Annotated in this window: 20 protein-coding genes and 1 pseudogene; 18 read left to right on the top strand and 3 right to left on the bottom strand. The window is 42.3% G+C overall.

The window, feature by feature from the left end; genetic code table 11:
• Positions 1–71 precede the first annotated feature (71 nt).
• From N3A72_09945 to N3A72_09970, 6 genes are all read left to right on the top strand, one after another.
• Entirely contained in the window at positions 72–944 is an 873-nt protein-coding gene (locus tag N3A72_09945; GenBank protein ID MCX7919904.1) for a dihydroorotate dehydrogenase, read from the top strand.
• Positions 945–1,027: 83 nt separating this feature from the next.
• Complete coding sequence (gene pyrF / locus N3A72_09950; GenBank protein MCX7919905.1) at positions 1,028–1,735, top strand: orotidine-5'-phosphate decarboxylase; 708 nt, start codon at positions 1,028–1,030, stop codon at positions 1,733–1,735.
• Between the two features lie 232 nt (positions 1,736–1,967).
• Positions 1,968–2,564, top strand: coding sequence for an orotate phosphoribosyltransferase (pyrE, locus tag N3A72_09955; protein MCX7919906.1), 597 nt, complete (start codon positions 1,968–1,970; stop codon positions 2,562–2,564).
• Between the two features lie 247 nt (positions 2,565–2,811).
• Positions 2,812–3,420, top strand: a complete 609-nt coding sequence (locus N3A72_09960) for a methylated-DNA--[protein]-cysteine S-methyltransferase (protein MCX7919907.1) — start codon at positions 2,812–2,814, stop codon at positions 3,418–3,420.
• Between the two features lie 98 nt (positions 3,421–3,518).
• Positions 3,519–4,442 carry a hypothetical protein gene (locus N3A72_09965; GenBank protein MCX7919908.1) on the top strand — a complete coding sequence of 308 codons (924 nt, stop codon included), beginning with the start codon at positions 3,519–3,521 and terminating at the stop codon, positions 4,440–4,442.
• Positions 4,443–4,582: 140 nt separating this feature from the next.
• Complete coding sequence (locus tag N3A72_09970; GenBank protein ID MCX7919909.1) at positions 4,583–5,122, top strand: hypothetical protein; 540 nt, start codon at positions 4,583–4,585, stop codon at positions 5,120–5,122.
• A 116-nt stretch (positions 5,123–5,238) separates the two neighbouring features.
• Here the strand turns inward: N3A72_09970 and N3A72_09975 are convergent, their stop codons facing one another.
• Positions 5,239–6,594, bottom strand: coding sequence for a sodium:alanine symporter family protein (locus N3A72_09975; GenBank protein MCX7919910.1), 1,356 nt, complete (start codon positions 6,592–6,594; stop codon positions 5,239–5,241).
• Positions 6,595–6,766: 172 nt separating this feature from the next.
• Between N3A72_09975 and N3A72_09980 the strand changes: the two genes are divergently transcribed.
• Entirely contained in the window at positions 6,767–8,092 is a 1,326-nt protein-coding gene (locus tag N3A72_09980; protein ID MCX7919911.1) for a hemolysin family protein, read from the top strand.
• A gap of 64 nt (positions 8,093–8,156) precedes the next feature.
• On the opposite strand, the gene N3A72_09985 is transcribed toward N3A72_09980, so the two are convergent.
• Entirely contained in the window at positions 8,157–8,414 is a 258-nt protein-coding gene (locus N3A72_09985) for a hypothetical protein (protein MCX7919912.1), read from the bottom strand.
• A 276-nt stretch (positions 8,415–8,690) separates the two neighbouring features.
• Between N3A72_09985 and N3A72_09990 the strand changes: the two genes are divergently transcribed.
• Positions 8,691–9,080: a c-type cytochrome gene (locus tag N3A72_09990; protein MCX7919913.1), complete on the top strand. Its 390-nt coding sequence runs from the start codon at positions 8,691–8,693 to the stop codon at positions 9,078–9,080.
• Positions 9,081–9,215: 135 nt separating this feature from the next.
• A complete protein-coding gene (locus N3A72_09995) occupies positions 9,216–10,067 on the top strand; it encodes a Gfo/Idh/MocA family oxidoreductase (protein ID MCX7919914.1) in 852 nt (283 codons plus the stop codon).
• A gap of 60 nt (positions 10,068–10,127) precedes the next feature.
• Here N3A72_09995 and N3A72_10000 read toward each other — a convergent pair whose 3' ends face one another.
• Positions 10,128–11,213, bottom strand: coding sequence for a hypothetical protein (locus tag N3A72_10000; GenBank protein ID MCX7919915.1), 1,086 nt, complete (start codon positions 11,211–11,213; stop codon positions 10,128–10,130).
• A 302-nt stretch (positions 11,214–11,515) separates the two neighbouring features.
• On the opposite strand from N3A72_10000, the gene N3A72_10005 reads away from it, so the two are divergent.
• The 9 genes and pseudogenes from N3A72_10005 to N3A72_10045 all read left to right on the top strand — a co-directional run bounded on the left by N3A72_10005 (position 11,516) and on the right by N3A72_10045 (position 25,578).
• Positions 11,516–13,570, top strand: coding sequence for a PDZ domain-containing protein (locus N3A72_10005; protein ID MCX7919916.1), 2,055 nt, complete (start codon positions 11,516–11,518; stop codon positions 13,568–13,570).
• Positions 13,571–13,674: 104 nt separating this feature from the next.
• Positions 13,675–14,544, top strand: a complete 870-nt coding sequence (locus N3A72_10010; protein ID MCX7919917.1) for a serine protease — start codon at positions 13,675–13,677, stop codon at positions 14,542–14,544.
• Positions 14,545–14,890: 346 nt separating this feature from the next.
• Positions 14,891–14,983, top strand: a pseudogene (locus N3A72_10015) (prepilin-type N-terminal cleavage/methylation domain-containing protein).
• Entirely contained in the window at positions 14,972–15,469 is a 498-nt protein-coding gene (locus N3A72_10020; protein ID MCX7919918.1) for a type II secretion system protein GspG, read from the top strand. Before N3A72_10015 ends, N3A72_10020 begins: the two are co-directional and overlap by 12 nt.
• A gap of 250 nt (positions 15,470–15,719) precedes the next feature.
• Positions 15,720–17,909, top strand: coding sequence for a polysaccharide deacetylase family protein (locus N3A72_10025; GenBank protein ID MCX7919919.1), 2,190 nt, complete (start codon positions 15,720–15,722; stop codon positions 17,907–17,909).
• Between the two features lie 2 nt (positions 17,910–17,911).
• Positions 17,912–18,793 (top strand): phosphodiester glycosidase family protein, encoded by an 882-nt coding sequence (locus N3A72_10030; protein MCX7919920.1) that lies wholly within the window; start codon positions 17,912–17,914, stop codon positions 18,791–18,793.
• Between the two features lie 83 nt (positions 18,794–18,876).
• A complete protein-coding gene (locus N3A72_10035; protein MCX7919921.1) occupies positions 18,877–21,030 on the top strand; it encodes a hydantoinase/oxoprolinase family protein in 2,154 nt (717 codons plus the stop codon).
• Positions 21,031–21,158: 128 nt separating this feature from the next.
• A complete protein-coding gene (locus N3A72_10040; GenBank protein ID MCX7919922.1) occupies positions 21,159–23,894 on the top strand; it encodes a hypothetical protein in 2,736 nt (911 codons plus the stop codon).
• Positions 23,895–23,904: 10 nt separating this feature from the next.
• Positions 23,905–25,578 carry a glycosyl hydrolase gene (locus tag N3A72_10045; protein ID MCX7919923.1) on the top strand — a complete coding sequence of 558 codons (1,674 nt, stop codon included), beginning with the start codon at positions 23,905–23,907 and terminating at the stop codon, positions 25,576–25,578.
• Positions 25,579–25,611: the final 33 nt, after the last annotated feature.

Below are 25,611 nucleotides of genomic sequence, written 5' to 3' on the forward strand. Positions count from 1 at the left end.
ATGCTAAAATCCCAATTTTAGTTTTTCAGTGAGGTTTTTCTGTATTTGACATTTTTATCTAACTCGGTATTATGTCAGACCTTTCAATAAACTTAGCAGGTATCCGAATGAAAAATCCGGTGATGGTTGCTTCTGGCACGTTCGGTTACGGCGATGAATATGCAAAGTTGGTTGATATCAATCGACTTGGCGCATTGGTTACCAAAACCATCACCGTTGCTCCGCGGTTTGGCAATCCGCCGCCACGGTTGGTTGAAACTCCTGCAGGTATGTTGAATTCGATTGGGCTGCAGAATATTGGGATACATAAATTTATTTCTGATAAACTACCTATCCTAAAAAAATTTATCACCCCTATTATCGTTAGCATCGCTGGAGAATCAGTTGCTGAATTCGTTCAATTAGCTGAAATGTTATCCGCAGAATCCGGTATCGCAGGACTAGAAATGAACATCTCCTGTCCGAACGTTAAATCCGGCGGGATGCTCTTTGGGATTGACCCAGAGTTGACTAGAGAAGTGGTTTCTGCAGTTCGAAAATCAACTAAACTCCCGCTATTAGTCAAACTTACACCAAATGTAACGGACATAACCCTCATTGGAAGAAGTGCGGTTGATGCCGGTGCCGATGCGTTAGTTGCTATCAATACTCTGCTCGGGATGGTGTTTGATACCAAAACCGGCAAGCCAAAATTAGGTAATCTAGTTGGTGGATTATCTGGACCGGCGATTCGACCGATTGCAGTCCGCATGGTTTACGAATTAGCGAAAACAGTAACCGTTCCGATTATTGGAACTGGCGGAATCATGAATACTGACGACGCGCTAGAATTCTTCTATGCTGGCGCAAAAGCGGTCTCAATTGGAACCGGAATATTCGTTGACCCGCAGATCCCGATAAAAATTATTGACGGTTTAACCAAATTGCATCATAGTCATAAATGAAATAACTTAAAAACCGAAAAAATTGCGAATGTTGCGTTGTTCCGTTTCTATGTGCTTTCGTTCTTCAGTTATAGGTTTTTCGTATGAATCCTTTAATTGTTGCGCTTGATACTCCGGATGAACAGAAGGTTAAACGGTTGATTGACCAGTTAGCGCTCTATGTCGGTGCGTTTAAAATCGGGCTAGAGTTATATACTGCACTCGGTCCGACAATCATCCGTTATATTCAAAATCTCGGTGGAAAAGTTTTTTTAGATATAAAATTTCATGATATTCCGAATACGGTTGCCGGTGCTGCCGCAGCGGCGACGCGACATAAAGTCTGGATGTTTAATGTTCATTGTTCAGGCGGGTTGGCTATGATGCATGCTGCAGTTCAATCAGCAAAAGATACCGCAACAGCATTAAATCTACCGATGCCCATTATTTTAGGGGTAACGATTTTAACCAGTATTAATGAAATGATATTAAAGCAGGAGATCAGAATCGAAAAAGGGTTGACGAATCAGGTGGTCCATTTTGCGCTATTAGCGCATGAAGCGGGATTAAATGGTGTGGTAGCTTCACCGAGAGAAATTGTTCCGATTCGGGAGAAACTTGGAAAGGAATTTATTATTCTAACGCCGGGGATTCGCCCGAGCTGGGCATCGGACGCGCAAGACCAGAAACGGATTATGACACCGCAGGAAGCGATTGCTGCCGGTGCAAATTATATTGTAGTCGGTCGGCCAATAACCCTTGCACCAAATCCTGTTGACGCTGCACAACGGATCATAGAAGAAATCTCCTAACTCCTGACGCTGATAGATAAAAATACAGATTTACACTGATTGCATTCATATGAATCCGTGATAATTTCTTTGTAACATATTAAATTGTTAAATTTCTACTTGCAATTTTATTTTTTTTTGTATACACTTAATAATCAAAAGTTACAATATTCAAAGGATTAATTAATGCGGCAATATAATTCTTGTGTTCAGGACATCAATTATCACTGTGTTAAACTTAGGTTTCTAATAAATGAATGAGAAAAATAATCATAACGATAAAGAGCAACAAAAAGTATTAGATACACTTAAAGAATGCGGCGGTTTTCTAGAAGGGCATTTCTTATTATCTTCTGGGTTGCATAGCGGTAAATATTTGCAATGTGCTCTGGTTCTCCAGTATCCGAAACTCGCTGAAAAATTTGGAAAGCAACTTGCAGAAAAAGTTAAAGAATTAAAGGTTGATGTGGTTATCGGTCCGGCATTAGGTGGAGTTATTGTTGCGCATGAAGTAGCGCGTGCGCTTGGCGTTCGCGCATTGTTCACCGAACGTGTTGAAGGGAAAATGACACTTCGTCGTGGATTTACCATCCAACCGAACGAACATGTTCTTGCCGTAGAAGATGTCATTACCACTGGCGGGTCAACGCTAGAAGTTATCCGCGCTGCAACTGAACAAGGTGGAAAAGTTGTTGGTGTCGCTGCGTTAGTTGACCGAAGCGGTGGAAATTTTAAACCGGATATTCCTGTCCATTCGTTAGTTCAAATCCAAGTTGAAACCTATCCACCTGAATCTTGTCCTTTATGTAAAGCGGGAATCCCTGCTGTGAAACCAGGTAGTCGGAAATAATAAAAAATACCGTTTCTCATTCTCCCCTAATAAAAATCATTTTTGATTCTACAAATTGAATCTCTTGATTAAGTCTATACATACTTTCTTTCTTGCAGAGATGCGGTGATAATGCTACATGCTTCCATGGTTTTAAATTAACCCTCGATTATTACTAAATATATTTATAGTTTTTGTGCAGGATTATTGAATTAGTGCAGATTTTACTTGCGAATTTATTCTAGCTGGTGTAGTATATAAGGGCAAAATGGTTATTTCAACAATTCCCGCTCAAAAACATAGCAGTTGTTATGTAGCTCGTAAAAAAACTAAAAATATAATCTACTATACTGCTATCAGCTCTACCATTGGTAAACTATATCTTGCAGCAACAGAACGGGGGTTGGCTCGGATAAGAATTGGAAAAAATAATGATAAGTCTTTATTTTTGAAAGAGTTATATGCTTTATACCCCTCTTGTTCAATAGAAGAAAATTCAGTTCCGTTTCGTAAAATCATACAATTATTAAATCAATATTTTTCTGGTAAAAAAATTAATATATCGCGATTATCTTTTGATTTTAGTTTAGGTACACCGTTGCAACAATCGATCTGGAAAATTTTATGTCAGATACCTTATGGTCAACTGAGGTCGTATCAATGGATCGCTGAACAAATCAACAATCCGAATGCAGCTCGTGCTGTTGGCCAAGCAACAGGAAAAAATCCGATACCAATATTAGTCCCTTGTCATCGGGTAATTAATAAAAATGGAACCCTCGGTGGTTATAGTGGCGGAATAAATATTAAAAGAAAATTGTTAGAAATTGAAGGGATATCCCTTAATGCCAAATGTCAAAATCTTAATGGTAAATAAAGGTCATTATTAAATCTTTGAAGTTAATTATGACATTTGAGTTCTGACCGAGAATAGTGATGCGAGACATTTGACCCTGAGCATTTAACGCTAATGATATGAACAAAATTGAACGAATACATAAGGCTATTAATGGGAAAACAGTTGACCGAATTCCGTATAGTGTTTGGTATCATTTTGGACTGCAGTATCTACCGGGACAAGCACTTGCAGAAGCGGAATTAACCTTTTATCGGAAATTCAATTTAGATTTTATCAAGGTCATGCACGACTATCCCTATCCATTACCGGAAGGAATGCAGGAAATTAAGCAACCAAATGACTGGTTGAAACTGAAACCGGTAAATATTAACCAAGGTGGGTTTAAACAGCAATTGGTTGCGTTAAAACTTATCGGAAAACAATTAAACGGCGAAGCCTATTATATCGATACCATATTCAGTCCGTGGAGTACTGCACGGAAGTTAGCACGTGACCGGATATTCGAGCACCAGCGGACCGCCCCGAAAAAACTTAAATACGGATTAGAAGTTATTACGGAAAGTTTTTATAATTATATTTCTGTTGCAATCAACAGTGGTTTAAGCGGGATATTTTTATCAATTGGTGGAGCAAGTTTCGACCTGATGTCTGAAAAGGAATACTGTGTCTTCGGTAAACCGTATGATTTAGAAGTATTAAATGCTGCAAGTTCCGCACCGTTCAATGTGCTTCATATTCATGGAAAGAATATTATGTTCGACTTAGTGAAAGAATACCCGGTTCATGCATTGAACTGGTCGCATCGACATACTGCTCCGAGCCTGAAAGAAGCGCGGAACAAATATTCTGGTTGTATCCTTGGTGGAATAGATGAATTAAATACGGATTCAGTCCGCCCGCCCGAAATTAGAGAACAGGTATTTCAGACGATCAAAGACCTCGGGAAGAAAGGGGTGATTCTTGGACCTGGCTGTGCGATTCCAACGAATACACCACCGGCAAATATCAGCGAAATCAGAAAAACGCTAATTAATTATTAATAATCAATTATCGTTTAGCCCTTAAAACTGCTTAGGAAACAAAATTATTATTGTTAGTATCTCAGCAAGCTCACAAGCTCAACAGTGTTAGCAGTATAGGTTTGCATTAAAAAAATAAATATAGGAGGTTTACAAAACGTATGGCTAAAGCGAAATACGAAGACGCACGATTACTGTTGCAGTTATACGATTTACGTCGCGAAGCGTTACTTCGTCGGGCACGGCAATGGTTTTTAACCCAGTTCAGCGCATATAACTGGGAAGAGTATCAACGGAAATATCTGCCCGGTAGTGAAGAGGAACGAATGATTCGGATGGTAACTAGTTATTGGAATATGGCCGCGAGTATCGTTCGCGCTGGAGCGATTGATCAACAATTGTTTTTTCAGAACAACGCTGAAATGTTACAGGTCTGGGAGAAGGTAAAACCGTGGATTGAGGGTGCGCGAATGGAAATACGGCCGAGTTATTTGCAGACGTTAGAATCGGTGGTCGCTGATTATACCGAATGGTTAGAAAAAATGAATGCAAAATATGCAATTAAACGGAAACGTACTATACCGACCGCTCCTGTACTTGGGGTAACTGGACCAGCAGAACCTGCTGAACCAGTGCTAAAACGGAAACGGGGGCGCCCGAAGAAAAGACGACCACGGGGTCGACCGCGAAAACGGCGATAAACAATAAATGCCTAACAAATCTTTTAACCGCAGCGAACGCAAAGAACTTTGAAGAATAGCATGGTACCGTAAAGTGTTTCTGCGGTTTTTTTATCATTGAGTTCCAGCCCTGGTTATTATTTTGGAAATTTGATAAAAAACTCTTTAACCAATTTAACCACAACTCCGGAAAGAGCAATCAACGCAATAATGTTTGGAATCATCATTAATCCATTGAACGTATCGGCATAACTCCATACCATTTCTAATCCGCCGACTGCACCCACTACGATTAGCGGTAACCAGATAATTCGGTATACTATCCTCGCTTTATTAGTAAATAAATATGCAGCGCAGGTTTCTCCATAAAAACACCAAGCCAGGTTAGTATCGTAAGCGGTTAATATCATTGAGAGAACCACCAGCGGCCCGCCGATAGTTTTTCCATAGAACGTATCGAATGCGAGCATGGTTAGTTCCGACCCGGTTTTCCCCGAACTCCACACCCCTGTCATCAGGATTGCAAACGCGGTTGCGCTACAAATAACAAGCGTATCAACGAACACTTCAAAAATCCCCCACATCCCCTGCCGAACGGGATGGTCAGTTCTCGCGGTTGCGTGAGCTATCGGCGCACTGCCAAGTCCAGCTTCGTTACTGAATACTCCTCGCGCAAGACCGTACCGCATAGCGAGCCAAACCGAAGTGCCTACCGCACCGCCAGCGACTGCAGATGAACTGAATGCGGATTGGAATATCAACCCGATTACCGCTGGGAGTTGCGTGATATTAAACAGGATAACAACTGCTGCACCAAGAAAATAAAGGATACACATAAACGGCGCTACGATAACTGCAACATTTGCAATCCATTTAAGTCCACCGATGGTAACAATTCCTACCGCAAACAATAACACTATCCCAGTTATCCATGGTGAAATGCCGAATTGTTGCGCGCCGAGCGCAACTGAATTCGCTTGCACCATATTTCCAATTCCGAACGCGGCGAACGCACCAAATATAGAAAATAATATGGCTAATATTTTAAAGTTCTTACCCAATCCTTCTGTCATATACATCATCGGCCCGCCGATATATGGTCCATCTGCTTCTTTCTTCCGAAAATGCACCGCTAATACCACTTCACAGAATTTGGTACACATTCCTAATACACCGGAAACCCACATCCAGAACACGGCACCCGGTCCACCGAGCGCGATTGCCGTTGCGACGCCAGCAATATTGCCGACACCTACCGTTCCGCCCATCGCTACTGATATCGCTTGAAACGGAGAAATATCGCCTTCCCGATGGTCAGTTTTTTCCGTTATTTTCCCTACGGTTTCTTTTATCATTCGACGAAATGCTGTGAATTGAATAAATTTCGTTCGTAGGGTTAAGAATATCCCGGTTAACACTAATAGCACTAATGCTGGCGGCCCCCAAATAAAATTATTCAAAGAGGAATTAAGTTGGTTGATGAATTCAAGCATATCGTTTCCTCCTGCCTAAAAATTTGACGAAAATTATAGCATAACCTTAAAAAGGAATCATATCGCATCTCGGCGAATTTAATAAACCGAGTTTGCCCACTCTCCCGTTTTTTGCTAACATAACCCTAGTGGATTTATCAATACTTGATACAATTTAGGTTTCTATATTACCATGGAATTTATCTACGATATTATATTCAAACTCGGAGCGGTATTCTTTTTAGTTTTCCTAAATGGTTTTTTTGTTGCAGCTGAATTTGCAATTGTTAAAGTCCGAGCTACGAGAATAGAAACCCTAGTTGAAAAAGGGATTGCTCCGGCAAAAGTCGTCCGACACATCATTCAGCATTTAAACGCATATTTATCCGCATGCCAGCTCGGAATAACAATCGCTAGTCTTGGACTTGGTTGGATAGGTGAACCATTTGTCGCTCGCCTGATCGCCCCGGTATTTACCTTCTGGGGAATAACATCTTCGGAAACAGTATCACATGTTATTGCCACCCCGTTAGCGTTCATTTTTATCACTTTTCTGCATATTGTTTTAGGTGAACTTGCCCCGAAACAGTTAGCTATCCAGCGGGAAGAGACGACTTCGTTATGGATAGCTTATCCATTGAAATGGTTTTATAAAGTTTTTTATCCAGCGATATGGTTACTTAACGAATCTGCTAACCAATTGTTGAAATTATTTGGAATTAGAGCTATTAGCGAAACAGAACTTGCTCATACCGAAGAAGAACTCCGATTAGTTTTTGCGGAATCACATCGGGTAGGGAAACTTTCTGCTACCGGCAAGCAGATTATGGAAAATGTTCTCACGTTTACCCACCGGCAAGTGAAAGAAGTTATGGTTCCGCGAACGAACATTGTTGGGTTAGAAATTAATACCTCAGCGACTCAGATTATTCGCGCAGCAGTTGATACCGGTTACTCCCGTATGCCAGTATATAAGTCTGATTTAGACCATATCGTCGGCATCGTCTATATTAAAGACGTCCTTGCACTGGAAGAAAACCGGGATTTAATTATTCTCTCTGACCTACTACGTCCGGCATATTTCGTTCCAGAAACTAAGTTGATCAGTGAACTATTGCGCGAGTTGCAGAAACAGAAAATACATATGGCGATTGTCGTCGATGAATATGGTGCAGTTACTGGTTTAGTTACTCTCGAAGATTTAATTGAAGAGATTGTTGGCGAAATCCAAGATGAATACGATACTGAAGAAGAACGCGTGATTAAATTAAAAGACGGGTCGTTATCGTTAGATGCGACCATGACGATACATGATTTGCGGGAAGATTACAACATCCGGTTACCGGAAAATATGCCGTATGATACGTTAGCCGGATTTATTCTTGATGAACTTGCCCGTATCCCAGTCGGCGGAGAAACGGTAACCTACGAAAACCAACTGTTCACCGTAACTAAAGTTGAAGGACGGCGGATTATTCGCGTGAAATATACTCGCCTGAAGTCAGAAGAGAACGGATAAACCTAAATCGTGGTGAATCCTTTTTGCCTATTTCTGGGTTCGCTACATCAGGTTGTCTCGCCGGCTAGGCAAGACAACCATTTCCTTCCATAGCCAACTCGTTCATTTCACTTTCCTGTGTTTGGTTTAGTTGCAGCGCTAATTCCTGATAATAGGATATAATCACTCCTAGCTGTTGAACGAAAATAACCAGTTCTGCAGTGACTACCAGCGGATGTAATAATCCATACTGGCGGATATCTTCCGCCAGCTCTTCAATGTTCCCAACCTCGAATCGTATCCGGTTCCCAACGTTAATTTGTGAGATAGATAGATTTGGCATAGCGCCCTCCTGAAATAAAATTTATTGAAGTTACTTTAATACATCTAGCGTACCGCAAATGATTCTTTTAGAAGTGTCTATAGCATCTATGAGAGATGAGAGAGAAGAGAAAAACCCGAATTGATCCGATCAATTCGGGTTTCTCTCCATTCTTTCTCCGTTTTGAATCCAAGCTGATTCGGGAGAATCAAATAAACATTTACTTGCTCAATAATGGATATAATGCTATGCTGGTATTAAGAAATCGACTTATTTTAATCAAGAGAGGTGACGTCTATGAAAAAAGTTTTAGGAGTAGTCCTTGCAATAATTATTGCCGGGAGTATCGTTTACCTAGCTATCGCACAGCAGTCAAGCCAACAGCTAAAAAATGTCCAGGTGTTGAAATATAAATCGTATGCTGAGGTGACGAAATATATGGCATCGGATATTAATCCGGGATTAGGGGTTAACTGCACGTTCTGCCATGATACCAAAGATTTCTCATCTGATGCGAAAAGGGAAAAGGTTATTTCACGGATAATGTTAACCATGGTGCAAGAGGTGAATAAAAAATATCTAACCGTTCCTGGGAAAAAGATTAAACAAGCTACCTGCTATATGTGCCATCGGGGACAAAAAAAACCGGCAACATCTGCTGCGGAAGAAAACAACCGGAGAAGATAAACAATAAATAGTAAGAAGTTAAAAGCTCCCATTATGCGTTAAATACGACATGGGATGACTAACGGTTAAGATTTCGCGATTCGTCTATTTAGGAATATATTTTATCTTAATTATCCAACATTATGAGGAAAAGATATGTTTAAAATAGGACTTGTTGACCATCATTTAAATAATTATCATAGCGATAAATTCCTGCAGTTGCTCCACGGACCGCTAGCAGCTGAAGAATGCCGGATTGTTGCTGCTTGGGAATCGCATCCAAAAGGCGAAGCGGATTGGTGTTCGAAAAACGGCGTACTTCGGGTCGCATCAGCTGAAGAAGTCGCCCGTCAGGTCGATGCGGTTATGGTTATGGCACCGGATGATATCGAGTTCCACCGTCGATTCTGCGAATCCGTCTTGCCATTTGGGAAACCGACGTTTATCGATAAATTCCTGGCACCGAATCTCGCGGATGCACAGTTTATCGTTGACCTAGCCAGACAATCGGGAACGCGGATTATGTCGAGTTCAGCGCTAGCGTTCTCCGTCGAATTAGAACAGCATCTGCCGATATTTAAAGAAGGGATAACCGAAGTTTTTGTTCGCGGGTTCGGAAAATGGGAAGGATATGGTGTCCATACGATTGCAATGGCAATGCGGATTCTCGGCGGCCAGTTCCAACGACTGATTGATACCGGAACCGCTTTAAGTCATTTCGTTACGCTTGATTACGGTTCGGGGAAACGAGCGACGGTCGAAGTTCGAGAAGCAGAAAATCAGCATGATGCTTGTCCCTGGCAGTTCGGATTCCGGGTAGGGAAAAAGTTCGTCTGTGGAACGATTAAAAATTATGACGGATTTTATCTGAACCTGATGAAATATGTAGTAGCTTTTTTTAAAGGAGCTGAACCAGAATATTCAATTGACGCAGCACTCGGTACCGTCGCAGTATTGGAACTCGCTGTTCGATCGCAGCAGCACGGCGGAGTATGGGTGAACCGGTAAACCTTTTTCCATTTCAAAATGTAAAATGTATAATGCTAAATGTAAATTTAAGATAGTATTTTAGTATTTCCCAAATTCCTGGTAGGCGGTAAATAAAGCTAGAATATTTTGGGTCGGCGTATCGGGCGGGATATTATGTGCGGTGCATATAATATATCCGCCGTTTTCTTTTCCGATTTCGCAGCGCTGTTTAACTTCCTGCCGGATTTCATCCGGTGTGCCGTGCGGAACCGTATGCTGGATATCAATTCCGCCATGGAAACAAAGGTCGTGACCGAACTCTTTTTTTAACTCCGCTAAATCCATTCCTTTCGCTTGCGGCTGAATTGATTGCAGGATATCTAATCCGCAGTCGATAAACTCTGGGATTAGCTCGCGCACCGCACCGCAGGTATGATGCATAACTTTCAACCCGAACTGATGTGCAAGTTCAATATATGCTTTAAATCCCGGTTTAAAAAATCTCCGCCAGGTAGTGATATCAAACATCAATCCGGTCTGAGTCCCGAAATCATCTCCCATCATGAAAATATCAAGTTTCCCTTGGGCAGATTCGAATACGCGACGGTTATAATCTAAAAAATACTCGCGAATATGCGCGATAATCGCTTCTGCGATTTTAGGATTCTGAACCAAATCGATATAACTCTGTTCCATTCCGCGCAGATAGAAGAGCGGTTTAAGTTGCGCCGTGCGGTCTAGTCGGTCGCCAGCGTTAACGATGACATGCTCCCGATATTTTGCACAATCATGAACGAGCGTTGAATAATCCCACCAATCTGCTTTAGGCCAGTTCGGATACTGCTCGATTTCCTGAACACTCGTTGCAGAAGCTAACGGCGATTCTACCACGTGTTGATAACTCCATCTGAATGTTCCCTGTTCAACGGTTATAGTTTTCCGACGAACTCCCCAAAGGTCAGCTACTGACCCGTCGTCATATTTTTTTAATTTCTGCCCTGCATAACTCGGTCCTGCAAGATACCGGAAATCAACGTCGAAATAGCGGAGTAATTGTTCGGTATCACTGAATCCGAAATGCGATACAAGCCGGTCGGTTACTGTCGGGTCTGCCCAGTAATCCCATGGCAGTCGGTCAGCTATCTGATGGGCGAGAATTCTTTTGAGTCGTTCTTTTGGTGTCATAATCTAAGAGAGGAAAACATATTCGATTGATTTACACGGGATTTAGCCCATAACTATATTTCGGGTTTAAACTCAGGGATACTCATCTATTTTTTATTATCTGCGAAAAATAATGCTTCTGCGTGAATCGGAAACGAAAGAATAATCCACCTTGCATAAAGTTACAATTGGATTTATACTTATTTACATTATTCAATCGGCTAGGTATCGAATTCCATTAGAATGAATCTAAGTTTTCCTGTTTTCAATTCGCGACATTCACGATGTAACTAATTATAATTTTGGTAAATTAGGAGAACACTATGATAGCTCAAAACCATCTATTTCGTAAAATAACGGTAGATTCAATTTTAGTAATCGTTACGTTCATGTTATTTTTCCCGAGTTGGAGTAACTCTGTTACTGTCAATGATGTTAGAAAAGCGGTTGACCGAGCAGTGAAAAAAGTTTATCCGGCACTGGTACGTATTCATGTCGTTGAAGTAGATTATTGGTCGGGAAAAGAGCAGAAATATGAATCTGCGGGTAGTGGGTTTATTATTTCACCGGAAGGGTATGTTATCACGAACCATCACGTTGCCGGAAAAACGAAACAGATTATGTGTACGCTGGCAAATAAAGAAGAACTCGATGCGGAATTAGTTGGAACCGATGCGCTTGCGGATATTGCGGTAATTAAACTGAAATCGGATGGGAAACGGCGATTTCCATACGTCCAGTTCGGTGACTCTGATAAAGTTCGGGTCGGAGACTATGTGCTCGCCATGGGAAGTCCGTATGCGTTATCGCAATCGGTAACGATGGGGATTGTTAGTAACACTGCATTAGTTATGCCGGATTTATACTGGTCGGAGAAGTTCACGATGGATGGCGAAGATATCGGTGCTATCGTTCGTTGGATAGGTCATGATGCACCGATATTCGGTGGGAATTCCGGCGGGCCCTTAGTTAACCTTAATGGCGAAGTTATCGGGGTTAATGAAATGAAAATGGGCATAGGGAGCGCTATTCCTGGGAATTTAGCAAAATCGGTCGCAGAAGAATTGATTAAAAATAAAAAGATTTCCCGCTCTTGGATTGGAATCGGGATTCAACCATTGCTAAAATTTTCAGAATATAAACGCGGAGTTTTGGTTAGCGGAACTATCGAAGGTTCTCCGGCAGAAAAAGCTGGATTGAAATCCGGTGATATTATTCTGAAAGTTAATGGCCAACCGGTAACGGTTCGGTTTGCGGAAGAAATACCGATATTCAATCAGTTTATAGCGAGCTTACCCGTGGGAAAAGATGCAGAAATACTTATTCTACGTGATGGGAAAGAGCAAGTGGTACAAGTGACCACTCAAGAGCGAGAAGCAGCTCAACCGAAACAACAAGAATTGAAAGAATGGGGCATAACGGTTCGGAATATATCGCTCTTGATGCAAAAACAACTCAAACGGGATTCGCGCAATGGGGTATGTATCACCTCGCTTCGTGCTGGCGGTCCTTGCGATGAAGCGAAACCAAAACTGAACGAACAGGATGTTATTGTTGCAGTGAATGACCAGCCGGTTAATACTGTGCAAGAATTAATGGCGATAACTGAAAAAATTATTGAAGGGAAACAAGAGCCGGTCCCAGTGGTAGTTGCATTTGACCGGAAGACAGAACGGTATCTAACCGTGGTAAAAGTTGGAATCAAAAAACTGGAAGACCCAGGACTAGAAGTGCGAAAAGCCTGGGTGCCGGTAGCAACTCAGGTGTTGACTAAAGATTTAGCTGAAGGATTGGGACTCGAAGGGAAAACCGGCGTTCGTATCACGCAGGTTTATCCGAATACGACCGCAGAACAAGCAGGATTGAAAGTTGGCGATATCATTATCGCTATCGATGGTGAGAAAATCGCGGCATCACAACCGGAGGATTTCGAAGTCTTCCCGACTATGGTTCGGCAATATAAGATTGGGGCAACCGCTGAATTGACTGTTATCCGAAATAAAAAAGAAATAACGATTCCGATTACCCTTGCGGCATCGCCAAAATTGCCACGGGAGATGAAAAAGTATCGCGATGATATTTTCGATTTCACGGTGCGCGAAATCGGATTCCTCGACAGAGCGAAAGAAAAATGGGGTGAACAACAAACCGGTGTATTAGTAGAAAGTGTTGGGGAAGGAGGTTGGGCAGCGTTATCGCATCTTGCCGTATCAGATTTACTCCTGAAGATAGATGGACAAACAATTAATGATATCGCAGATGTCGAACGGTTGATGAAAGAAGTTGCGGAGAAGAAACCGAAAAGTGTGGTTCTGCAGGTACAACGTGGGATAAGTACAATGTTTGTTGAACTGAAACCGAGTTGGCCAAGTAAATAAATAATCTACACCGTAGAGAATGCGGAGGGTGTAGAGATTACTGTTTTATCTTAGCGGTGTCTCTGCGTGTTCTGCGGTAAAAATATGCTAGAAAGGAGCAATATATGAAGAAATTAAGCTGGTTGGTGGTTTTGTTTGTAGTATTTATCATCATACACGGGGTTCCGGTTTCTGCGGCTACGGAAGAAGTCGCTGCCGGAAAAGAGATTCTTACGAAATGGCAAAAAGCGGTAGTGACCCTGCAAATCGTGAGTAAACAACGGATTTCTTATGGCGGTCGGGAATCAAGCGGAGACGAATCGAAATCGGAAGCAACCGGAACGGTTATTGACCCGAGCGGACTTATTGTGATGTCACTTTTTGCTACTGACCCGAACGCGCGGATGTTCGAAATGCTCAGCGATTCCGGCGATATCGAATCCCAGTTCAAGCGGGAAACAGAAATAACCGACGTTAAAATCCTCATGCCAGACGCAACGGAAATCCCAGCGAAAATCGTGCTACGCGATAAAGATTTAGATTTAGCGTTCGTTCGGCCAACCCAGAAACCAGCGAAACCGTTCACGGCAATAGATTTAACTAACAATACTACGGTTGGAGTATTAGATTCGATAATCATCTTAAGTCGGTTGGGAAAAGTAGCGAATCGAGTTCCATCAATTTCAATCGATATGATACAAGCGGTGATTGAAAAACCGCGAACGTTTTTTATCCCTGGAGCGAAATCTGAAGCTGGCGATTTCGGTTCGCCAGTGTTTGCGCTAAATGGGAAAGTTGTCGGCATAGTGTTACTCCGTTCGATTCCGCTCGAACGGAGTAGTCGCTCGGTATTTGGCGGTATGAGCGGACTCGGGATGCTGCCGGTTATCCTTCCGGCATCAGATATTCTTGAAGTTGTTAACCAGGTCCCAGCAACCGTTCCCGCAGAAGAGAAGAAAACCGAAGAGAAAAAACCAACTGAAACACCAAAATAGTTGTCTCCGATAGGGGCTGAATAGGTTCAGCCCCTACTTCCGTTAAAGTTATAACAAAACGATATGTAAACTTACCCTAGACTATTAACATTGCAATTATTTTCTTTACCGATCATTCAACCAATCTTTTTTTGCTTTCTACTTCAAACCATTCTTTTTTGCCCTGTTGGGTAGAGAATGAGAATTGAACCGTTCAATTCTCATTCTCCACCGCTTACTCCTCAGAATGAATTTAGTATAAACTTGTATAATTACTTGACAAATTAGCTCAAATTGGGCTACATTATAAGCGAGATTAACGTGTGCATGTTGCACAGGATTTCCTAGCAAAGGAGGGATTAGTATTATGCTTAAATCACCAAAAGGGTTTACGCTAATCGAATTGCTCATCGTAGTTGCGATTATTGCGATACTCGCAGCAATAGCGATTCCGAACTTTCTCGCCGCACAAACCCGATCGAAAGTATCTCGAACGAAATCAGATATGCGGGCAATCGCTACCGGTATCGAAAGCTACTACGTTGACCAGAACGCTTATCCGTGGACAAATTTGGGATTATATAGCCGACTTGACCGACTGAAAGCTATCACCACTCCGGTCGCTTATTTATCTTCGTTGCCGATAGATGCATTCAACGCTTCAAACGATATTCCGATAAATAAGATATATCCATTCTGGGATCCGCCGTATGTATGGAGTTTAGGTGGGTTGAATCCAACAGATGGTTCTGGAACTCCGAACACCCGATTTGTTCTAGTACCTGAACTCTATGATCGGGTCTATTCGCGGATGAAAACCTGGATGCTGATGTCATACGGACCCGACCAGAATTTTGAAGCTGCAGTACCACCATACCAAGTACAACTATATGACCCAACAAATGGCACGGTTTCGAACGGCGATATTATGCGTTGGGGACCGTAGAAAACGATTGTGTTGCGATATTTTGCGATGTATCTATGCAGGGATATCAATTTCGGCAAGTGGTGCTAGCTGAGCGACTTCGAAATATAAGTAGCCCTTGTTAACACCGAAGTGTTACATAAGCCAAATAAAATAGGTTGAGATGAACGTTGATATTCGGCTATCTTTTGGGTGAGCTTGAGTTGTTTGGCTCACCCAAAATTATTTATTATATTTTCGGTCTATTTTTATCTTATTTTTTGATATACAAATGAAACCAAGTTCTTTTCGTCTATTGCGTCCAGTATGGGGTTTACAGGTTCTATTGGTTTTCATTTCAACTTCCTTGAGTTTTGCCGGATATACTTATGTTTCCAATTTCGGGACGAATATGAATCAAGCGCAATTTATTCAGCTTGATTTTGGTGGACAGATTTGGACTTGCGGGTATGGCGATAATAGCGTGCATATCTGGCATCCGTATAATGGAGCAAAAGCCTTCTATTCTCCGATTCGCAATGGCAAAAGTTCAACCGGTACTACCGTAGCGATGTACAATCCATCCGGAATCGCTATTGATACCAACGGTATCATCTATGTAACTTGCGATGGCGGAACTACAACCAAACAGAACGTATTCAAATATCGGGCGATTGACGGAACTATGCTGAACGGATTCGAGCCATCGTTTCGGCTCGGTGATATCGATATTGATACCAGCAACCATGTGTTTATCGTTGAAAAAGTGAATCTGACAGCGGTACGGTTTTATGTTATGACTACCAGCGGGCAGAACCTTACTGGCAGCCCAATTACCATCAATACGACTGGCAACCTCCATCCGGGGATAGGAGTGACAAGAGATGGAAAAACAGTTTATATTGCTGATGTAACGAATCAGAAGGTATGGAAGTTCACCGGAACAATTACTGGAACCACTGCTAGTTACAGTTTATCCGGTTCATTATCTGGTTCTTGGACTGCTCCGTATGCCTGCGAAGTAGATAATTTTGGCAACGTTTACGTATCCGATTCCGGAGCAAATCGCGTGGTGATTTTCAATTCAGCTGGTGTTGCCATTGATACGATATTCGGCTCCGGATTAACTGCACCTACTGGAGTCGGGTTCCACCCGAACATTCAGACGGTATATATCGCTCAAGGGATAAATGCACGGTCATTGCAGAAATGGGTTATTCCACCAACGGTTAATATTCCAATAGTTGGATATCACGAAATTCTCCCTGGTGGACAATATTGGTCAAATGTTATGACGATACAGGACAATTTTAGAGACCAGATTGATTTTCTAAAAAATCATGGTTATACTGCGGTTAGTTTAGATACCGTCGTATCATATCTCCGTTTTGGCACTCCGCTCCCATCGAATCCGATTGTGATAACGTTCGATGATAATTATGAAGGAGAACTGATCCGTGGAGTAAGCTATCTGACTACACGACAATACCACGGTTTAATTTTTACCACTACTGGAAGAATGGGTTCTTCATCCGGCTGGGTTGGATATCGACCGAGTTTCGCTGACCACAGCGTTGCACAATTAAGCGGGTATTTCGATACGCAATCGCATACCATTAACCATCCTAATCTTCATACTCTATCTGCAAACTCAATTCGAATTGAACTTGGCGTTTCTCGCGATTCGATCAATGCTTATTTACCTAAGAAATGCAAATATCTCGCGTATCCGTATGGGGGATATACCACGTTTGCCTATTCGCTCGATTCTGTATCTATTCTTGGATTAGTTCACGAAGCCGGATATATCGCTGCGTTTAATTATGTTGGCAATACCTTTGGTACGGGAAGCACTAATCGAACTCAATGCATGTACTGCTTAAATCGTATAGCAATGGCATATAATGACACGTTAGATAATTTCATAAATAAAATCGGGTTCACGGGTAGCTGGGATTCAACTGACCCATATATTATTGATAATTCTGCGTCAAATAGTCGCGGAACCTTCACCAGTACTGGCAGTTGGTTTAGTGCGGAGACTGCTGGTGCAGGATTTTATGGCGCATACGGAAGTAACTATTACTATTCAAATCCAGGCGCCGGCCGAACCGCAATGTGGACTCCGAATTTGCTTATTCCAGGGTTATATCGCGTGTATGCGTGGTGGGATACGAGTACTGCTGATATAAATCGGGCGAGTAATGCGCCGTATACAATAGGGTATGCCGGTGGTACGACCACCGTTTACGTCGACCAACGGCAAATCGGATTCCAATGGCGGTTGTTAGGTACCTATCCATTTTCTGCTGGGACGACTGGATATGTCCGGTTAACTGATACCGCTAACGGCGTAGTTATTGCCGATGCGATAAAATTTATCCATGATTCTGTTATTCCGGTAGAATTAAGCGAATTTGTTGTCCTAGTTGGTGACCTTCAAACTACGGACACCAGCAAGGATAACAAACTCAAAAAATAATTATGAAACGCACCTATTTATATTATGTAGATAAATTCTATCTTAGCATTTTTTTATGTTTAATTTTATGTTCTGTCGTGTTTGCCATCCATCAAGAAGTTTCGTTTCCTATAACTCATGGGGTCGAATATTATCATCTGCAAACAGATACCAGTGGTATGTTGCTAAATATTAGCGTCCTCACTATTGACTTAAATAATCCGAATATAACTGTTACGGTTGCGACAGCGTATAATGGACTTGAACGAATGACTTCAATCGTTAAACGGAATCAAGCGATAGCCGGGATTAACGGCGGATTTTTTAGTTTTAATCCAAAAGTCCCGGTAGGATTGGTTATGACTAATGGGCAATTAGTTGCGCCACCATTATCGGATAAACCTGCACGGGCAGCAGTCGGGATAACTTCAACCCGAAAGGCGATATTCGACCGGGTTGGGTATAAAGACGGAAAATTATACAGTATTAATACCACTGATTGGTCAGAAGTAACAGAAGCGTTAGGTGGGGTCTCGATGTTGGTACGAAACGGTCAACCGTATGTAACGGTTTTAGAAGAAGGTAGCAATATTGGTTTCAGCACGACCACTCATCCGCGCACTGCGGTCGGTATCACGAAAGAAAATAAGCTGCTTCTGGTAACTGTTGACGGTCGACAACCTGAGGTAAGTAACGGGATTAGTCTTGATTCTTTAGCCAACCTAATGATTTCGCTCGGAGCAACTGATGCTATGAACCTTGACGGTGGCGGGTCAACAACTATGGTCATCTACGATACGATTGTGAATTTTCCGTCAGATAAAGATAGTGCTGGTAATCCTGGTCGCGAACGAGCTGTAGCAAATGGAATCGTTATACAATCAAATCCGAAATCCGAGCCATAAAAATATTTCTAAATCTAAAACCTAGGTTCGACACAGTACTTTAATCTGATATTTGACAATCGAATTTTGGTTTTGTGTAATTTATGGATAAACGTAGGATTAGAATCGGTATCGACGTTGGGGGGACATTCACTCACGCGGTTGCGATAGATTCTGCCACATTCGAATTAATCGGCCAGGCGAAAGTTCCGACGACTCATACTGCGGAGGAAGGTGTCGCTAAAGGTATCATTGAATCTTTGCATCAGCTACTAGCTGAATCGCAGATCGCCCCTGAAGAAGTAGCGTTTATTGCCCATAGTACGACCCAAGCGACGAATGCGTTACTCGAAGGAGATGTAGCGCCGGTAGGTATACTCGGTATGGGAAAAGGAATGGAAAAACTGCGGGCAAAATCAGAAACGCAGATTGGTGATATTACGTTAGCACCGGGTAGATTGCTGAAAACCTATCATCGGTTCCTAGATACTACGGAAGCTCCTAGCCGAGAGACCATAAAAAATCTAATTTACGAACTTCTTACCGAAGGTGCGAAGGTTATCGTTGCCGCAGAAGCATTTAGTGTTGATGATACAACGAACGAAGAGCTCGTTCTTGAAGTAGCCGCAGAGTTAGGGCTCCCTGCAACCGCATCATTTGAAATTTCACAACTTTATGGATTAAAAATTCGGACTCGGACTGCGGTGATTAATGCGAGTATGTTGCCGAAAATGCTCGAAACTGCGAACATGACGGAATCGAGTGTACGGAAAGCTGGTATAACCGCACCGTTGATGATTATGCGGTCTGATGGCGGAGTGATGGATATCGTCCAGATGCGGAAACGGCCGATTTTAACCATGTTATCCGGACCGGCTGCGGGAGTAGCTGCAGCGCTGATGTATGCGAAAATCTCCGACGGTATTTTTCTGGAAGTTGGCGGAACTAGTACCGATATCTCCGCTATTAGAAACGGCCGGGCGCTCGTTAAAACTGCTGAGGTTGGCGGACACCGGGTATATCTTCGAACGCTTGATGTTCGAACGCTCGGGATTGCTGGCGGGTCAATGTGTCGAGTCAAACATAATCGAATTGCGGATGTTGGACCGCGGAGTGCGCATATTGCTGGGCTGGGATACGCGGCATTTACTCAGCCGGAACTGCTCGCGAATGCAACGTTGAAATATATCCAGCCGAAACCGGGCGATCCAGCAGATTATGTTTATATTGAATCAACTTGCGGGGCGAAAGTAGCAATTACCCCGACGTGTGCGGCAAATTTTGCTGGATATGTTCCTTCGGGAGACTATGCTGCAGGAAACCTTTCGGCGATAAAACAGGCAATTTCTCTGCTTGCAAAGGAATTAAAAATAAACGAAACGCAGGTCGCGGAAGATATTTTAAGCAAATCCGCTACCAAATGTCTCCGTGTTGTTGGACAATTATTACAGGATTATAAGTTAGATAAACAGTTGGTTTCATTAATTGGCGGCGGTGGCGGTGCTGCAGCGATTGTTCCCTATTTAGCTAAGCAGATGCAAATGCGGTATCAAATAGCGAAAAATGCAGCCGTGATTTCCGCTATTGGTGTAGCACTAGCGATGGTACGGGATACGATTGAACGAACGGTTATCAATCCAACGAGTAACGATATTCTTAAAATACGGCAAGAAGTTGAATCTGCGGTATTAGCAATGGGCGCAGCAGCGGAAAGTATCGAAATCCAGGTTGAAGTTGACGCACAAAAAAATATTCTGCGGGCAACGGCTACCGGCACAACAGAACTTCGCACTCGGGATTTGCGTGATCGAATGGTATCGGAAGAAGCACGGAAACAAATTGCAGCGCAATCGCTTCAGGTGGAACCCGAACAAGTTAAACATCTCGGGGGGACACCATATTTAGATATCTATATGGCAACAGTATTGAAAAAACGGCTTTTCGGACTCTATCGGCAAGCGCTTCACCCGGTCCGTATCCTGGATAAAGAAGGAATCATTCGTCTTCAATTCAATGATAGTGCTATAGCTCAAACAACTAAAGGAAACTTAACGGAAACATTAGAAAAGTTCATTCAGGAACATACTAGTTACGGCGATGCGGGAAGAACACTTCCTGATACCTTCATTTTATATCGTAGTAGAATCTTAGATTTATCTGGTTTGCTTGAGATATCACAAATTATCTCGTTAGCAAATGCGGAATTAGCAACGATGGATTCGAATGAACCGGTAGTTTGTTTGGTTAACTTAAGATAATTCGAGCTATAATTTATTCTCAATGAAAAAGTTATACCAAATCCTAACGTTGTTCATTTTAAAACTGAATCGGTAAAGTAGATGGTATGTACTCGAATTTCATTTATATTTTTATAATTCTCAACATTGTGGTTTGTTTAATCCAACCAGTTTGTTTTGCTGTTGAGAGTGAACCGATTAATCTTCGAACATTAAATCCGAATTTTGATTTTTTTCCGGAGTCTTCGTTATATGATTTTAGCGTTCTCCTTGATGCACCAGCCGGTAAACATGGTTTTCTCTCGGTAAGACCTGATGGTCATTTCTATTTCGCTGATGGAACCCGAGCACGATTCTGGGGCGTAGTCATTCCCCAAGAACATGTTGATATCCCGAAAGAACGGATTGACCGAGTAGTAGAAACACTCGCGCGCGCCGGCGTTAATCTGGTTCGGTTTGATTCACTGGATAGACCTGGCGGAATTATTCGACGGAATATTTTTGATGAATCATATCCACGAAACGCTGAAACTCGTTATTTCGACCGGAATTATCGTGACCGGTTAGCATATTGGATATATAAACTGAAACAGCGTGGAATTTATACCTATTTAACTTTGCGCGCAGAAAGAGTTTTTAAACCTGGCGATTCGGTGGTTAACGCTGATCAGCTCGGAGCTGGAGCCCGACCATATGCATATTTCAACCAGAAACTGATTGAGCTACAAAACCAATACGCAGAAAAATTTTTATGCTCGTATATTAATCCATATACGGGGTTATCATTTGCGGCGGATCCAGCAGTAGCGATGCTTGAGTTGGTTGCTGAAGATAGTTTCTTTACGCGTCCGGAACGATTAAATATGCTAGTTGAACCATATAAAACCGAGTTACAGCAGAAATGGAATCAATGGCTTTTAAAGAAATATGGAACCACTGCTAACCTTAACCGTGCTTGGACGGTAGCAACTCGTCGGCAGTTCGCCTTAAGCGGATTAACTAAGCAAGAAAATCTCGAACAACAAACAGTATTAATACCGAATATGACGCTGGATCATTTCGAATCTGTAATTAAAGGCGAAACTACAGACCCGATGAAATCGCCTGGACGACGTGCGGATGCAGTTCGATTTCTTGTTGAACTCCAACGGCAATATTTCGCTGAACTACGTGATTTTCTGCGCGAAAAAGGGTTGAAAATCCCTCTGACCGCATCGGTGAACTGCGCGGTTATTCCAGACACCTGGTCAGTTATTCAAGAGTTAGATTTCACCGTAACCAATATGGTGGTAGATAATCCGGAAGAACAGAAAATGCCTGTTGGAAAATTGATTGCGTATTTACCACAAGAAACGCTCGCTGAATTTGGATATGAGAATAAAAATGAACTAAAATCAACTGATGAATGGTCGTTGATGCCGTGGGTAACTCGCGCGAAATGGGCTGGGAAACCGCTCGTGCTTCGGAAAACCGCTACTTGTTGGCCAAATCATTATCGCGCAGGAAGTATGGTAGAAACCGCCGTATATTGTGGGTTGCAGGATATCGATGCCGTATTATTTTCAGCGTATCATACCACAGACGACATTGCGACGTTAACTTCATATGGAATGCAATCCGACCCGACCCGATGGGGGTTATTCGGGCTTGGTGCGAAATTGTTTTTAGCTCGAGAAATTCGACCGACACAACGAATGATTGATATCGGATACTCTTTGGAAGATATGTGTACCTATGCAAACTATCTAAACGAACTGCACGTACTCGCTTGGTTCTATCGAATACAAAATCGATTTATTGACCGAGAATATGATGGAAAAGCGGATTTGGTTATTGCCTCCGGACGAAGTCATGCGGCAAAATATCCTGGCAGCAAAAGTATCATTTATGCAAATACCGAGTTTGCAAATGCGGCACAGAATAAATTTGTTGGTAACGAAGAAACGATTTATGCGCTATCCAAGTATCGGGTATCTCGCGTTCCGATATCACCGATGGAATTCAGTTTTGCAGGGATAGGATTTGAAAGTGTGCAAGCAACAAAACTGGATACCCAAACCGCTTTTACTACCGAAAATGCGATTCTACTTGGTTATCAACCGATGGGGATAGATATAACCCGCAAATATGCGTATGGTTTTTACGACCCGAAACGGGAAAACCTGCTAATTGCAGAAGCGAAATATCGTGATATACCCAAATTTGCCGTTGATTTAATGGCACGATGGTATCACCTGCCGATAACCCATCATACCTTAACGTCCGGCATTTTCCCTTCCGAAACGGGTGAAATTATCAGGGATACGAACGCTGGTATTTTATATGTTGATACTGAGAACACGCAGGTAATTGCGGGAGCGTTTAATTCCAACCAACCATATACGACGACAAAAATGGAGATTGTATCGCAATCTCCGTTTGCGGTGATAATTGCTACATCGCTTGATACCCAGCCGATTACTGTAAGTAAACGGATACTAGTTAAAATGGTTACAGTAGCGGAAAATACTGGTCAGAAACTCAGTTCTATCCCTCACGTGGTTAAGGAAGGAAAATTTTATCCATTATTATCAGCTGGGAGAAGTCCGATAGTAACCCTTGGACAACCGATAGAAACGCCAACGAAAATCAGGTTGAATGGCAAACAATTGGTCGAGGTATGTATGCAGAACGGTACTTGGGAACTGCTCTGCGATTTAGCGCAAGACCGATATTATCTTTACTGTGATACTCCGAATATCCAGTTTACCATCAACTCACGGTCTGACCGACTGCGGTTGATTCGATTCCATGATGCCGTTGAACCAGATGACCCGCAAAAGGTTGACCGAACGTTTATTTATCCTGGGTTCGCAAAATATATTGAATTAACTGGTATGAAATAATTTTTTTCGAATGCAGATTTATTTTAGATTATTTTTATTAGTAATAATCTCTTTATCTATATCAACAATTGTATTCGGATTAGCAAAATACGAACCGAGTTCTGGTTGTTATCTCGGTGCATATATTGAGGCGGATCCGGTCGCTCCGGGTAACATTTATGCATTCGAAACCGCAACGCAAAAAAAACATGCTTGTTATATGATTTATGCCGGTTGGGGTTCAGGGTTCCCAACCGCATGGGCGCAGAATGCAAAAATATACGGTGCAGCGGTGCAGATAGCATTTGCGCCGAATAATTTTGGGTTGGACTCGGTGGTTGATGGCCCGTATATCCGGAAATGGGCGCAAGCTGCGCATACGTTACGGATGCCAGTTTTTGTTCGCTGGGCGTCAGAAATGAATTTAAGCGAATTTAATTGGTCGGGTGATACCGCAAAATATGTCAATAAATGGCGGTTGCTCTATAACATTTTTAAAGAGGAAGCGCCGAATATCGCTATGGTTTGGGCGCCGAACTGGTCACCGACAAGCAATATCCCCGGATATTATCCTGGAGATGAATATGTTGACTGGATAGGAGTAGATATGTATATGGGATTAGGTACGGGGACGACTGACCAAACTGACCCAAGAACCAAAATCCAGTATGTTTATAATTTTGCAACCTCGCATCGTAAACCGATTATGCTGCCTGAATGGGCTGCCTGCCATGCTTATTCTAAGGATTCTATCGCTTATGATTGCACCGCGTATGGAATTGAGAAAATGAATCTGATTTATGACCATCTCCAAGCGGAATTCCCAAATCTGAAATTAGTCACCTGGTTCGATTGGGATACCCGGTCTATCAACAATGCAGATTTTTCGTTAACTAATAATTATGCGGTGTTAACCAATTATCGCCGCGCGATTTCAAGTCAATATTATTTAACTAGTATTTCGCTCGATACGGCGCTAGTCCAGATACATTTTAGCAATATAACTGCAAATCAGGTTATTTCTGGAAACAGATATATTACCGCAACCACTTCGTTTCCGGTATCGATAAATTCGATTGTTTTTTGGATTAATACCACGCAGGTTTCGCGATTAACTACAACTCCCTATCAATATTATTGGTCTACCGAACCCTTTATAGATGGAGAGTATCAACTGAAGGTGCAGGTTTATGCAGCGAATAGTAGTTATGACTATGACCAAATTGATGTGGTTCTTGATAAGAGCGGGGATTACGTGAATTTAATTTTGGATAATAATTCACCAGGGTTTACTACTACCGGAGGTGGCTGGTGGTTATCGAGTTCCCAAGGAGACCGATACGGCGCAAATTATTATTGTCATAATCCAGGGTCGGGAACCGCAAAAGCTATCTGGCGACCGACTATCCCGAATCCCGGATTCTATGATGTCTATGCGTGGTGGAGTATTCATTCTAATCGCGCAACGAATGCACCATATACCATAAATTATTTCGGTGGGATAACCACTATCAGGGTCAATCAAGAGGTTAATGGCGGGCAGTGGAATCTTTTAGGTAAATTTTACTTTTCCGCTGGGACAACGGGAACGGTAACGCTTTCCGATGATGCGAATGATATTGTTATCGCTGATGCCGTACGGTTCATGAAGAATGCGAATAGTTCTACTGCTCTTGAAAAAGATAAATGGATATTATACGAATAACATAAATCAGCTAATAAGGATAAATAGGTTAAT

It is taken from the genome of bacterium (assembly GCA_026416715.1).
In the GTDB taxonomy this organism is placed as follows: Bacteria; UBP4; UBA4092; order JAOAEQ01; family JAOAEQ01; genus JAOAEQ01.

Excerpts from the sequence above, each read along its gene's own strand:
- N3A72_09945 (MCX7919904.1), top strand. The coding sequence starts at position 72 with ATGTCAGACCTTTCAATAAACTTAGCAGGTATCCGAATGAAAAATCCG.
- pyrF (MCX7919905.1), top strand. The coding sequence starts at position 1,028 with ATGAATCCTTTAATTGTTGCGCTTGATACTCCGGATGAACAGAAGGTT.
- pyrE (MCX7919906.1), top strand. The coding sequence starts at position 1,968 with ATGAATGAGAAAAATAATCATAACGATAAAGAGCAACAAAAAGTATTA.
- N3A72_09960 (MCX7919907.1), top strand. The coding sequence starts at position 2,812 with ATGGTTATTTCAACAATTCCCGCTCAAAAACATAGCAGTTGTTATGTA.
- N3A72_09965 (MCX7919908.1), top strand. The coding sequence starts at position 3,519 with ATGAACAAAATTGAACGAATACATAAGGCTATTAATGGGAAAACAGTT.
- N3A72_09970 (MCX7919909.1), top strand. The coding sequence starts at position 4,583 with ATGGCTAAAGCGAAATACGAAGACGCACGATTACTGTTGCAGTTATAC.
- N3A72_09975 (MCX7919910.1), bottom strand. The coding sequence starts at position 6,594 with ATGCTTGAATTCATCAACCAACTTAATTCCTCTTTGAATAATTTTATT.
- N3A72_09980 (MCX7919911.1), top strand. The coding sequence starts at position 6,767 with ATGGAATTTATCTACGATATTATATTCAAACTCGGAGCGGTATTCTTT.
- N3A72_09985 (MCX7919912.1), bottom strand. The coding sequence starts at position 8,414 with ATGCCAAATCTATCTATCTCACAAATTAACGTTGGGAACCGGATACGA.
- N3A72_09990 (MCX7919913.1), top strand. The coding sequence starts at position 8,691 with ATGAAAAAAGTTTTAGGAGTAGTCCTTGCAATAATTATTGCCGGGAGT.
- N3A72_09995 (MCX7919914.1), top strand. The coding sequence starts at position 9,216 with ATGTTTAAAATAGGACTTGTTGACCATCATTTAAATAATTATCATAGC.
- N3A72_10000 (MCX7919915.1), bottom strand. The coding sequence starts at position 11,213 with ATGACACCAAAAGAACGACTCAAAAGAATTCTCGCCCATCAGATAGCT.
- N3A72_10005 (MCX7919916.1), top strand. The coding sequence starts at position 11,516 with ATGATAGCTCAAAACCATCTATTTCGTAAAATAACGGTAGATTCAATT.
- N3A72_10010 (MCX7919917.1), top strand. The coding sequence starts at position 13,675 with ATGAAGAAATTAAGCTGGTTGGTGGTTTTGTTTGTAGTATTTATCATC.
- N3A72_10025 (MCX7919919.1), top strand. The coding sequence starts at position 15,720 with ATGAAACCAAGTTCTTTTCGTCTATTGCGTCCAGTATGGGGTTTACAG.
- N3A72_10030 (MCX7919920.1), top strand. The coding sequence starts at position 17,912 with ATGAAACGCACCTATTTATATTATGTAGATAAATTCTATCTTAGCATT.
- N3A72_10035 (MCX7919921.1), top strand. The coding sequence starts at position 18,877 with ATGGATAAACGTAGGATTAGAATCGGTATCGACGTTGGGGGGACATTC.
- N3A72_10045 (MCX7919923.1), top strand. The coding sequence starts at position 23,905 with ATGCAGATTTATTTTAGATTATTTTTATTAGTAATAATCTCTTTATCT.